Here is an 11,670-nt window from a genome sequence, read left to right as displayed (position 1 = left end):
CCTTTTCGGTTTTACTTGCCCGTTGCACCGGCCTAAAACGCTAAACCGCGGTTCGGGAAAGGTGTGCAGATGAAAAAGGCGGTCGTCCTCGGCGCTTACGGCTTTATCGGTGCGGCTTGCGTCAGGGCCTTGCAGGCAGACGGTTATGCGGTCTGTGGTGTCGGGCGTTCTTTGGAAAGCGCAAAAAAGATCTTTCCTGACCTCGTCTGGATAATTCGAGATATTTCCCAAACGCTGGAATCCGATTGGAAAGAATTGCTGGGTGATGCCGATGTCGTCGTGAACGCCTCCGGTGCACTGCAGGATGGAACACGTGACAATCTCAATGCAATCCACGTAGGCGCGGTGGAACGGATCGTTTCAGCGCTCTCAGGAACGCATGCGACATTTGTCCAGATCTCCGCAGCGGGCGTTTCTGACGACGCGCCGACGGCGTTTTTCCGAACCAAAGCCCACGGTGATGCAGTTGTCATGGCCTCTGCAACAAACTGGATCATTTTGCGGCCCGTTCTGGTGCTCGGTTCTGAAGCGTATGGCGGGTCCGCTTTGCTGCGCGCATCAGCAGCAACACCTTGCATCGGTGGCCGGGTCTTTGCCGATGCGCCTATCCAGACCATTCATGTCGACGATTTGGCGGCCGCGGTTGCTCACGCTGCCGGTGGTAAACTGGGAACCCATTTTGTTGCGGATCTGGGCGAAACAGAAACCCACACCTTTGCGGAACTGACGCACAGGATCAGGTCCTGGCTTGGCTACCCAAAGTGGTCAGCGGAAATCGAAATACCTGAATGGCTGCTCAGGCTGGTTGGAACAGGTGCCGACCTGCTTGGCTGGCTTGGCTGGCGTTCGCCGCTTAGAACCAACGCCCTTCGTTCCTTGAAATCAGGCATCACCGGAGATCCGTCGCATTGGCAGGAACGAGGTGGATTGGCAGTTAGAAGCCTTGAAGAGACCCTTGCAGCAATACCCGCAACGGCGCAGGAAAGAACCTTTTCGCGGATGTATCTTCTGCTGCCTCTGGCGATTGGCTGTTTGTCCGTTTTCTGGTTGTTGTCCGGACTGATCGGGATCTTGTCTTTCGAAAATGCGAAGTCCGTCCTGACAGAGCGCAATGTGTCATCCGGCATCGCCGCGGTTGCTGTGATCGGCGGCATTGTTGCGGATCTGGTGCTTGGTGCGGCTGTTCTTGTCAGGCGTTGGAGCCGGAAGGCATGTGCTGGCATGATACTGGTGTCAGGTGCTTATCTCTTATTCGGGTCATGGCTTGCCGCCGATTTATGGTCAGACCCTCTTGGCCCCTTTGTCAAAGTACTTCCGGCAATTTTGCTGGCAGTGTTCGTTGCGTTCCTTCTGGAGGACCGCTGATGTGGTACGAACTGCTGCGATACGCGCATGTGATGGGAGCTTGCGTGCTACTTGGCACTGGTGCCGGCATTGCGTTTTTCATGGTCATTTCCAACCGGTCGCGAGACCCTCGCCTGATTGCCCACGTTTCCGGCATCGTTGTGCTGGCAGATACGGTGTTTACGGCGACAGCTGCCGTGGCGCAGCCGATTACCGGATATCTGCTGACGCGCGAGGTCGGCTGGTCTCTGCTTGAAGGCTGGGTGCTGGTTTCACTCTGTCTTTATGTTTTTGTCGGCCTGTTCTGGTTGCCGGTGGTCTGGATCCAGATCAGAATGCACAGACTTGCAGTTGCCGCCGCTGAAGCCGGCACGAAATTGCCTGAGAGGTATCACCGGCTCTACCGGGTCTGGTTTGCATTTGGGTTTCCGGCCTTCTTCGCAGTAATGGCAATCGTGTGGCTCATGCTCACCAGGCCTGACCTTTCCCTGTAGCGCAGGCCGAAGTCTATTTTTCGGTGTCGTCAGGGCTTTTCCGCATCATCAACCAGACGATGAAGCCGATAAACGCAAATGTGCCGAGATTCAGAACGGTATCGAGAGGATCACCTGTCAGCATGTGTCTGTTCCTTTCGGCTGTCCTGCAACAGCGCCCGGATCAGGCAGGCAAGCAGAATGACAGTGATGAAGACAAAAGGCAGTGCGCCAAGTGCAATCAGGGTCCTGACCGCCGCCATCGAACCTGAAAGGATCATGGCTGCTCCTAGAACGCCCAGAAGCATGCCCCAGATAACCCGAACCTTTGCACTGGGATTCGGGTTTCCACCGGTCGAGAAAGTGCCCAGGACAAAGGCTGCGCTGACCACACTCGTTACGATGAACAGGAACGCCGCCAGGACTGTCGCAAGCGTTGTCAGCGTGGAAAAAGGCAAGCGGTCAAGCAGTGCGAAAGTCATGCGCTCAACGTTGGTCTGAGTGAGCGCCAGCAAGTTGCCCTGTCCATTGAGCGCATCGTAAATACCGATGCCTCCAAAAGCTCCGAACCATATGGTGGAAAAGAGTGTTGGGCCGATCAGAACACCGAGCACAAATTCCCTTATGGTGCGGCCCTTGGAAATTCTCGCGACAAAGACGCCGACAAACGGGCCCCAGGCAATCCACCAGACCATGTAGGTCAGTGTCCAGTCCCGGAACCATTTACTGGCTTCGTCCCCGTAGAACGTGAAGGTTTCCAGGCCACGGGGGATAACGACGGCGACATAGCTGCCGATCCCGCTGACAATCGAATTGAGCAGGAATTCCGAGGGACCCAGAACAATGGTGTAGACCACCAACCCGATCGCGAGCGCCATGGCAATGTTGGAAAGCCTCGCCATGCCGGCCCCAAGATCAACGAGCAGGGGCGGTATGTAAGCAGCGATCATCAGTACAAACACCGTGCCGATCATCAGCGGTGTAGCCGTATCATTTCCCATGAGCACGGTTGCGCCGTCGGCAACCTGAAAAACGCCCATAGCGACCGATCCCGCGACACCTATTGCGATCGCGGCAATGGCCATGAAGTCGGAAAACCAGCCAAGTGCACTCGCCCAGAATTCGCCCGGGAACAGGTTTTTCAGCGGGGCACTGACCATCATTGGCGTTCCGCGCCGATAGCTGAAATAGGCAATGGCAAGGGCTGTCGTGCCGTAGATGGCCCAGGCGTGAATTCCCCAGTTGAAATTGGCGGCAAGGAGCGCCTGCTCGGCGGCTATCGGTTGGGGTAAGACGTCTTTCACGAAATAGAAGTGGGTCAGCGGCTCAGCCACGGCCCAAAATAGAAGCCCGACACCCATTCCGGCTGCAAACAGCATGGCGATCCATGTGGGTGTTGAGTATTCCGGCCGGTCGGTGTCGGCCCCTAACCGGATGTCACCGAATTTCGTCAGCGTAAGCGCCAGGCAGAACAGCAGCATGATCGTCACTGACAGCATGACAAACCAGCCACGGCTGATGAAATACTGATTGACGATGCTTTCGGCGAAGACCAACAGGCTGTCGGGCGAGATAACGCCCCATATTCCGACGAATGCACAAAGGCTGATGGAAGTTGCCAGTAATATGCGGGAGTTTTTCATGCCGATTCCTCGCCTTGCGCTAACCTGCAAGCTAAACGGCTAACACCCGGAACGCAAAAGCGAATCGGCAAAAGCAAAGCGCAGGCAAGGGAGGAGCCTGCCTGCGCTTCGATTTGCCGCCTGGGACGATGTCCTATTCGGCGGCTTCTGTGACCGCCATCGGATTGTTCGGATGGGTGGTCCAGTTGGCGTAGTCCTTTTCGACCTTTTTCTTTGTGCGCGGATCAATGCTGCCGGGTTTCATCGCTTCCATGGTGATGCAGTCCTCGACGGGGCACACACTGACGCACAGATTACATCCGACGCATTCCTCGTCGATCACTTCAAACCTGCGCTCACCATTGACCATGTTTGTAATCGCCTGGTGGGAGGTGTCCTCGCAGGCAATGTGACAACGACCGCATTGGATACACAGATCCTGATCGATCTTGGCCTTGGCAATGTAGTTGAGGTTGAGATACTGCCAGTCGGAAACATTCGGCACCGCGCTGCCGATAAACTGATCGACGGATGTATATCCTTTTTGGTCCATCCAGTCGCTCAAACCGTCAATCATGTCTTCTACGACTTTGAAGCCGTAGGTCATGGCCGCTGTGCAAACTTGAACCGATCCGGCTCCAAGCGCCATAAACTCAGCAGCGTCACGCCAGGTCGTGACACCGCCGATCCCGGAAATCGGCAGGCCATGTGTGGACGGGTCTCGCGCGATTTCGGCAACCATGTTCAGAGCAATGGGTTTGACCGCCGGGCCGCAATAGCCGCCATGTGCGCCTTTGCCGTCGACAGTCGGTGCTGGCGACATCACATCAAGGTCCACGCCCATGATCGAATTGATGGTGTTGATCAGCGAGACGGCATCTGCGCCCCCGGCCTTGGCCGCCTGCGCAGGTTTGCGGATATCGGTGATGTTGGGCGTCAGCTTGACGATGCAGGGCATTCTGGAATGCTGCTTCACCCACCGGGTCACCATCTCGATATACTCAGGCACCTGGCCAACCGCCGAGCCCATACCACGCTCGCTCATGCCGTGCGGACAGCCGAAGTTGAGCTCAACACCATCCGCGCCGGTGTCCTCGACCTGCTTCAGGATGCTGATCCAGTTCTGCTCTTCGCAAGGAACCATCAACGACACGACAAGAGCCCTGTCGGGCCAGTCACGCTTTACCTGCTTGATTTCCCGCAGGTTGACCTCCAGCGGTCGGTCGGTGATCAGCTCGATGTTGTTCAATCCGATGAGCTGCCTGTCCTTGCCGTGAATGGCACCGTAGCGTGGGCCGTTGACATTGACGACGGCAGGGTCTTCGCCGAGCGTTTTCCAGACAACGCCACCCCATCCGGCCTTGAAAGCCCGGACAACGTTGTATTCCTTGTCGGTTGGTGGCGCTGATGCCAGCCAGAACGGGTTCGGCGATTTGATACCGATAAAGTCTGTACGCAAGTCAGCCATAATGGCTCTCCCTCAAATATGCGAATGCCGGCGCCGTTCAGGCGCTCAGGGCAGCGTTGATGCTTTCAGCAGCGATTTTGCCGTCTTCAACGGCCGTGACCGTGAGGTCTTCGCCGCCAGAGATGCAGTCACCCCCTGCCCACACATCCGCCAGACTCGTCTGTCGGTCGTCACCGACAACGATCCGGCCCTTCTCAAGGGTTATTGATCCGCCCAGATCCGTTTGAACCAATGTCTGTCCGACGGCCTTGAAAACCATGTCGGCGGGCAACGTGATTGTTTCGCCGGTGCCACCGAAGGAACCGTTCTGGTCCTGGGTCCGCTCCAGTTCGATAGCCGTGATCGCACCATTGGCACCGACTAGGGCCTTGGGTTGGGCCCAGGTCATGATCTTGACGCCGCTTGTCTGCGCAAGATGTTGCTCATATTCAGAGGCGTTCATCCGGTCCTGACCACGGCGATAAGCGATGGTCACGTCCTCAGCGCCAAGCAGCTTGGTCTGCACCGCGATATCGACAGCTGTCATTCCGCCGCCAATGACAACGACCCGGCGTCCAACGGGTAGTTTGGAGAGATCCTTGGCCTGACGAAGGTCCGCAATGTAGCTGACCGCGTCCATTGAACCGGATTTGTCTTCACCTTCAAGACCAAGAGAATTAACGCCGCCAAGGCCGATGCCCAGGAACACGGCATCATAGGAGGCGCGTAGTTCCGAAAGCTCGAGGTTCTCGCCGAGGCGCATCCCGGTCTTTAACTCGATACCGCCGATCGACAGAATGAATTCGACCTCCCGCGCGGCAAAGTTATCGACCGACTTATAGGAGGCGATGCCGAATTCGTTCAGGCCGCCTGCCTTTTCTCGCGCATCGAAAAGGGTCACATCGTGACCGTGAACCGCAAGCCTGTGGGCACAAGAAAGTCCGGCTGGACCAGCACCCACGACGGCGACTTTTTTTCCGGTGGCAGCGCCGCGGGTAAATGGCGTTGTGTCATTTTCAGCCATGTAGTGGTCGGTTGCGTAGCGCTGAAGCTGGCCGATCTTGACCGGCTTGCCTTCTGCGACTTCGCGCACACAAACTTGTTCACACAGCGTTTCAGTCGGACAAACGCGCGCGCACATGCCACCAAGGATATTCTGGTCGAAAATGGTTTTCGCCGAACCCGTCGGATTTCCGGTGGAAATCTGTCGAATGAATTGCGGAATGTCGATGCTAGTCGGACAGGCCTGCATGCAGGGGGCATCGTAGCAAAAATAGCAGCGATCGGCTTCGACCTGGGCTTCATGCGGTTCCAGCAGCGGATGCAGGTCGCTGAAGTTTTCTGCGTAAACGTCCTCAGGCAAGCGCCCGGTGGTGATGTCCGGGCCGGCTTTGGTCTGGGTCATGGAGATCTCCGGAAGGTTGGCGATCAAATTTCAAAGGGGCCTTCTTCGTTGTTTGAGAAGGCTTAGAACTCCATTGGAAAAAAATTTGAACAATTAGTCAAATATTTTTAGAACGATTAAAAACTTGAAGATAAAATTCAGCAATAAAGTTGCCGAAATTACAGTATCTTAGATCAAATTCAGTGCATGACTAAAAATGCGTCATTTGGCCTCTTGGTGCCAAGATGCACGTTTATTGTTTGGGGATTTTGGAAAAAGCGTGCCCAAAACCGCACGGCACAACAGATTTGTCTGCAGCAAAGGGGTCAATTTTCAAAGGACAAGATCCAGGCTGCAAAGCGCTGCTGCCTCAATCGGACAAGTCGAATTTCGCTATCGCTTCAGTTCAGCTCTTGGGAAGCACCGAACGGTCCTTGCCATTCGATACTTTTGAGCTGCTTGTTCAGCGTCGTGGCCAGACTGGTGAAGCCGAGGACGACCAGTGTGATTGGCCAGAACACGGAAGTCACCAGAACGCCGAGAAGGCGACTGGGAGTGCTCAGTCTATTGCCCAGAAGCTCAGCTGAAGAAACAATCAGAAACAGCAGTGTGACGGCACCATATAAAATGGTTCCGGCGAAAAACCCGACCATCATTTGCAAGTCCCACCTTTAGCTATGCAATACCGCGTCCCATGCCCTGTCGCGATATCCTACCCAAACTCATCACACGCGCAATATTTGGTGTAAATGTGGCAGTCTCGCCTAAAGGTTGGATAAGTCGAATACCTTTGGTTCGCTCTGGTTTGCGGGGATAACTGCCCCCAGATGACGCTAGCGCCAATGCCAAACGGGAAAGCGGAAGATCTCAAAGCACGTCAAAAGGTCTATTCCGGATACCATAACTTGGCCTTCTCGGCGCCACGCTCGATGATGACGTGCCCGTTGGCGAAGACCCGATAACCGTGGCTCCAATCACCATCCGGCCATTTGATCCGGACATTGGCGCGTTCTGCAACACCAAGCCCAAAATGTACAAAGCCCATCTGGCCAGATGCATGACCTGCCCCGATCTGTATATCTTTGACCACAGTCCGGTTGCCGGTCTTGACACTGATCTTGGCACCAACGGCCCTTGCGTTCGGCTGCCCGGGCTGCCGAATGTCGACGGCGAGCCAGTTTCCAAGCGGCTTGGGAGTGTCGACTGAGCCCTGACCCAGATTGCGGAACAAGCTAACGGGTGCCGCACGGTTCACGACAATCAGGTCGAGCAAGCCGTCGGAATTGAAATCGGCCAGGCCTGCCCCGCGGCCTCTTCGGTCAAGGCCGATGCCCGCTTGATCGCCGACCTCGGTGAATTTGCCGTCCCATTGGCCAATCAGCAGATTGTCCGGGTCATAGGCAGCGAAGTCAGGCATGGCCTCGACGTTGCCCTTGGCAATGTAAAGATCCCAGAGCCCGTCATTGTTGACGTCCTGAAACTCCGAATGCCAACCGGTAGATGGTTTCAGGTCGTCTCCCGCATAGGGCCTGTGGGCAGTCACCCCAAGGTCGAAGGCGATATCCTGGTAAACGGGAACGGTTTCGTCGTCTTCGCCATCGAGTTTCTGCAGCTTGGTGTCACCCATGCTTGTCAGGGCATATTCCGGGAACCCATCTACGTCCAGGTCGATGGACGCAATGCCCATGCCCCAGATTTTCAGATGCTGCCATCCGTCTGCCCGCCGGAACGGCCGTGGAGGCCGTCCGGGAGGCACCGACCAGAGCTGCTCTTCACCGCCTCGGTAATAGTGTCGGTCGTTCGATATTCTCAACGCGGGTTCGCCGGATCGGTTCCAGTCGGTAAAGAGAATTGAAAGTGTGCAGAAGCCGGGCGAAAGGCGATTGGCCTCAGAGTATTTCACGCTGCCATCAGCTGCGCTTTCCGGTCGAAAGAGAAAGTTGTCGTGGCAGGTTCCCCAGGGCGACCCCGGAGCAGACCGATCCACATAGTTGCCAAAAGCAAGAGTTGGAAAGTCCTGTTCTGCTTCGTAGGTGGCCGAGAAGGCAGTTGTCCATTCGCGCCCACCGTCAAAACCAAGGGCCCTGTTTGCAACCTCGAACCGGCAGTCGCCCTTGCCCTCCAGGAGCAGGTTTTCACCAAGTCGAAGCAGGACAAGGTCCAAAGTGTCGTCATTGTTGAAATCGAGCGGATAGGCACCGAGCACTTTGCTCGCCTGCTTGGCGGTCAAGCCGCTTTTAACCGGAACAAACTTCAAGGCTCCGGCGGTCTGACTTTCATTTCGAAACAGTGCAGCTGGATTTTTGCCCCCGGCGATAAATAGATCAGGGCTACGGTCACCGTTGCAGTCGAAAATGGCCGTGCCGCCACCGACAAAAAACTCCCACGCGCCGTCATAGGTGTGGTCGATACCGGCCGACTGTGCTTCTTCTGAAAAGACTGGAACGGGCGCAAGAGATGATGGGCGTTCTTCTGCGCCAGCTCCGATGAATGATCCGGAAGCCGCGTTTGCCAGAGCGCAGAGCGCAAGAGAAAGGCTCAATCGGGTCATTCGGCGATCTCCAGACTGCGCAGGAATGCAATTACAGCCTGCCGCTCGGCCTCCTCAAGGGTCTCATAGCTCTTCCGGCTTTCTGTGGCCTCGCCGCCATGGGCGCGGATCACTTCGTTCAGCGTCGTCAGATCACCGCGGTGTCCATATGGTGCCGTGCTGCCTATGCCCCAAAGTTCGGCGGTAATGAAGACATCCCGCGCAACGAAACGCTGCGCAAGAAGTTCGTTGCCAAACGTGTCGTTGGCCGCGTCCGCGATCTTATGACGTTTCAAATCGCCGTAAAGTGGCACCAGAACACGACCGTTTTCATCCCTTGGCAACGCCTGAACCCAGTCCAGAGTGGCCAGATCAAGCGCAAGCGGCGTCGCCATATCGCTTTGTCTCAGTGTCCCGGCAGTATCGATTGGTCCCGGATCATGAAATACAAGGCTATCGAGCGGTAAAGCGGGAATATGGCAGGAGGCACATCCGATATCTGCAAAGACCTTTTCACCTTTGTCGGCTGCCTCTTGCCAGACATCCGGCAGGTTTTCCTTGCGAGTTGGTGCTGGCAGCGTTGCCTGGAAAGCAACCAGGGCTGATATCTGTCCAGGCGACATTTCGTCAGCAAAGCCGTCCAGGTCGTGATCGTCCGTGCCCGTCCAGGTGCTACCGAAACGCTCACTTGGCTGTATCCCGTGGTGAGCGTTCATGGCGTTCACCGTAAACTGCCGGAGAGACGAGAATACCCCCTTCTGGCTGAAGGGCCGAAGGGTCAGATCATCGTCGATGCCTTCAAGGCCGGAAACATCCAGTGTGCCGTCAGGAAATGCGGTCAACGTGCCGAAGGTGACGCCCTTGGATACAAGGTCGATCTCCTCGGCTTGCCCGCTTTTGCGGGCCTCTGCCAGAACAGACTTTCTTTGAGCCCGCAATTCTGCGGTCATTTCACGCGCAAGCAGCTCAATCAGTCCCGCACCCTGCAACGCATTGGTGTTGCGTTCGTTGGAAAACTGCGGGTCGATCGTATCGAAGTCAGCGCTTTCAAAGCCCTCCGATACAAAGACATTTGCGGTAAATGACCCGGCACCGCCCGTCACCGGCTCATTGTGGCAGGAGGCACAGGCATTGGCGTCGGGCCCAGCCAAACGCTGAAACGCCAAATGCGAGCGCCTGCGCACCTTGGTTGGAACAATCGCGCCGGTGGCGTCCGGGCGTCCTGCGCCGTCAAGCGTGGTGAATTTGGCGGAAAACAGGCTTTCACCCAGGGGCAGCAGTATCTCAAGAGGATCCCGACCGGATGCGGCCAGTGCATCGATATCGACATCCTCCTGAATTGCCCTTTCGCTCCACGGCAGAACATCGGGGTCCGCGACCGCAGTGCTGGCCATCATGGTCGTCAGAACGGTTGCCGGTAGTGTGAGCTTTTTGGCGTACGTCATGCGGACACCTTCTTCCCAGAACTTGCCGCACGCTCTCCTGGCAGCGAATCTGTCCCCAGAAAGTCCTTGTCGAGCCGTTCCATGGACTGAGCGATAAGGCCACTGCGGATAAAATCTTCATTCCAGGGCATGACGTCGAGCGAAAAGTTGTTCCTCAGATCGGCCACAAGTGCTTCCTCGAGCCCTTCCCACATGCCCTTTTCCATGAATGAAAACGCACGCATTGCCGCACCGGTCAGAACCACCCGTTTCGGATCGATCATGGCAATCACCCGGGCAAGACCGTAACCCAGAACGCGGCCAGCCTCATGAAAGGCTGTGCGGGCGTCGTCGTCTCCAGAACTTGCGAGCTCTATCAGCCTTGCAAGACCACTGACGCCTGCATCAATGGTGATCGGATCGGTGGTTTCCGGCATGTGGGACGCTGCGCGAACCAGCGCATAGTCGGAAAGGTAGGCCTCAAGGCATCCCCTTTTGCCGCACCGGCAAAGAGCACCGCCCGGAATGTGGTTGGCGTGGCCGAATTCGGCCGCGGTGCCGCTTGCGCCGGAAAACAGCTGATTGTTGAGGTAGAGCCCCATTCCGACACCGTAGTCCAGCATGATCACCGCAAATGTGCCGCTATAGCGGTTGGGATCGGACCAGTGGAGCGCTTCGGTGATCATGTTGGTGTCGTTGGAGATGTAGCAGTCGGCACCAAAGGCTGTGCGCAGGGGGTCGACCACGGGGATTTTTCTACCCGCGAATGCAGGGCTCCACGACACAATTCCGCTTTCTGTTTCCACAACCCCTTGGGCGGCAACTCCGATTTCCCTGACACGCGACGGGCCGACACCGGCCTCCTGCAGAAAATCTCTGATGGCATCCACAAGCGTCTTGGGGAAACTCTGCGCGTCTGCGGTCTCACTGTCGAAATAGGCACGTTTGTCTTGCGTGACTTCTCCGGCAAAATTGACCAGAGACATGTCGATATGGTTCACCGACAAGCGCACGCCTACGGTGTAAACCGCATCGGGATTGAGTTTCAGCAAGGTGCGTGGACGGCCACGCGCCTGATGTGTTTTGGGCTCCTCACTTTCCAGACTGAGGATCAATCCCTGGTCCAGCAAGTCAGAGGTAATGGCCGTGACAGTCGCCGGACTGAGGCGTGTCATATGGCCGAGATCGATCCGTGCCATGGGACCGTTCCGGCGCAGGGCCTGAAGTACAATACTACGATTTTGCCGCCGGATCTGATCCCGGTCCGCCTTGCGTGTCATGCTCGCTCAGCTCTTCCCAAGGTGTTTCCTCTGCCCGGGTTTCTCCCGGTTTTTCTGCCCTCATGCGTCATTTTTTGATCTCTCGGAGCAGAGTTTTGCAAAACCATGTTGACAGGAGCGGCGCTTTACTGCAACTTTTTTTCGGACACCAAAAAAAATAACAACA

Annotated in this window: 9 protein-coding genes; 2 read left to right on the top strand and 7 right to left on the bottom strand. The window is 56.3% G+C overall.

What is annotated here, in order from left to right; translation table 11 throughout:
* The first annotated feature begins 69 nt into the window (after positions 1-69).
* Together K1718_RS01025 and K1718_RS01020 are read left to right on the top strand one after the other, a co-directional pair.
* Positions 70-1,365, top strand: coding sequence for an SDR family oxidoreductase (locus K1718_RS01025; RefSeq protein ID WP_265680026.1), 1,296 nt, complete (start codon positions 70-72; stop codon positions 1,363-1,365).
* The gene (locus K1718_RS01020) at positions 1,365-1,838 is read left to right on the top strand and encodes a DUF2269 family protein (RefSeq protein WP_265680027.1); all 474 of its coding nucleotides are present in this window, start codon (positions 1,365-1,367) and stop codon (positions 1,836-1,838) included. The genes K1718_RS01025 and K1718_RS01020 overlap by 1 nt, the downstream gene beginning before the upstream one ends.
* Before the next feature lie 110 nt (positions 1,839-1,948).
* Here the strand turns inward: K1718_RS01020 and K1718_RS01015 are convergent, their stop codons facing one another.
* The 7 genes from K1718_RS01015 to K1718_RS00985 all read right to left on the bottom strand — a co-directional run bounded on the left by K1718_RS01015 (position 1,949) and on the right by K1718_RS00985 (position 11,504).
* A complete protein-coding gene (locus K1718_RS01015) occupies positions 1,949-3,460 on the bottom strand; it encodes a BCCT family transporter (RefSeq protein ID WP_265680028.1) in 1,512 nt (503 codons plus the stop codon).
* 133 nt (positions 3,461-3,593) lie between these two features.
* On the bottom strand, positions 3,594-4,907 hold the full coding sequence (gene preA, locus K1718_RS01010; protein WP_265680029.1) for an NAD-dependent dihydropyrimidine dehydrogenase subunit PreA: 1,314 nt from the start codon (positions 4,905-4,907) through the stop codon (positions 3,594-3,596).
* Between the two features lie 37 nt (positions 4,908-4,944).
* Positions 4,945-6,291 carry an NAD(P)-dependent oxidoreductase gene (locus K1718_RS01005; protein WP_152498980.1) on the bottom strand — a complete coding sequence of 449 codons (1,347 nt, stop codon included), beginning with the start codon at positions 6,289-6,291 and terminating at the stop codon, positions 4,945-4,947.
* A 380-nt stretch (positions 6,292-6,671) separates the two neighbouring features.
* Positions 6,672-6,926, bottom strand: a complete 255-nt coding sequence (locus tag K1718_RS01000; protein WP_152498979.1) for a hypothetical protein — start codon at positions 6,924-6,926, stop codon at positions 6,672-6,674.
* 230 nt (positions 6,927-7,156) lie between these two features.
* Positions 7,157-8,821 carry a CRTAC1 family protein gene (locus tag K1718_RS00995; protein ID WP_265680030.1) on the bottom strand — a complete coding sequence of 555 codons (1,665 nt, stop codon included), beginning with the start codon at positions 8,819-8,821 and terminating at the stop codon, positions 7,157-7,159.
* Complete coding sequence (locus K1718_RS00990) at positions 8,818-10,245, bottom strand: di-heme oxidoredictase family protein (protein WP_265680031.1); 1,428 nt, start codon at positions 10,243-10,245, stop codon at positions 8,818-8,820. The genes K1718_RS00995 and K1718_RS00990 overlap by 4 nt, the downstream gene beginning before the upstream one ends.
* Positions 10,242-11,504, bottom strand: coding sequence for an ROK family transcriptional regulator (locus K1718_RS00985; RefSeq protein WP_265680032.1), 1,263 nt, complete (start codon positions 11,502-11,504; stop codon positions 10,242-10,244). The genes K1718_RS00990 and K1718_RS00985 overlap by 4 nt, the downstream gene beginning before the upstream one ends.
* Positions 11,505-11,670 lie beyond the last annotated feature (166 nt).

The organism is Roseibium porphyridii, from assembly GCF_026191725.2.
GTDB lineage: Bacteria > Pseudomonadota > Alphaproteobacteria > Rhizobiales > Stappiaceae > Roseibium > Roseibium porphyridii.
The sequence above is the reverse complement of the archived record's forward strand: the minus strand, read 5'-3'. Positions and strand labels throughout refer to the sequence as shown.

Bases quoted from the DNA above. Each gene is read 5' to 3' on its own strand.
- K1718_RS01025 (WP_265680026.1), top strand. From the start codon at position 70: ATGAAAAAGGCGGTCGTCCTCGGCGCTTACGGCTTTATCGGTGCGGCT.
- K1718_RS01020 (WP_265680027.1), top strand. From the start codon at position 1,365: ATGTGGTACGAACTGCTGCGATACGCGCATGTGATGGGAGCTTGCGTG.
- K1718_RS01015 (WP_265680028.1), bottom strand. From the start codon at position 3,460: ATGAAAAACTCCCGCATATTACTGGCAACTTCCATCAGCCTTTGTGCA.
- preA (WP_265680029.1), bottom strand. From the start codon at position 4,907: ATGGCTGACTTGCGTACAGACTTTATCGGTATCAAATCGCCGAACCCG.
- K1718_RS01005 (WP_152498980.1), bottom strand. From the start codon at position 6,291: ATGACCCAGACCAAAGCCGGCCCGGACATCACCACCGGGCGCTTGCCT.
- K1718_RS01000 (WP_152498979.1), bottom strand. From the start codon at position 6,926: ATGATGGTCGGGTTTTTCGCCGGAACCATTTTATATGGTGCCGTCACA.
- K1718_RS00995 (WP_265680030.1), bottom strand. From the start codon at position 8,821: ATGACCCGATTGAGCCTTTCTCTTGCGCTCTGCGCTCTGGCAAACGCG.
- K1718_RS00990 (WP_265680031.1), bottom strand. From the start codon at position 10,245: ATGACGTACGCCAAAAAGCTCACACTACCGGCAACCGTTCTGACGACC.
- K1718_RS00985 (WP_265680032.1), bottom strand. From the start codon at position 11,504: ATGACACGCAAGGCGGACCGGGATCAGATCCGGCGGCAAAATCGTAGT.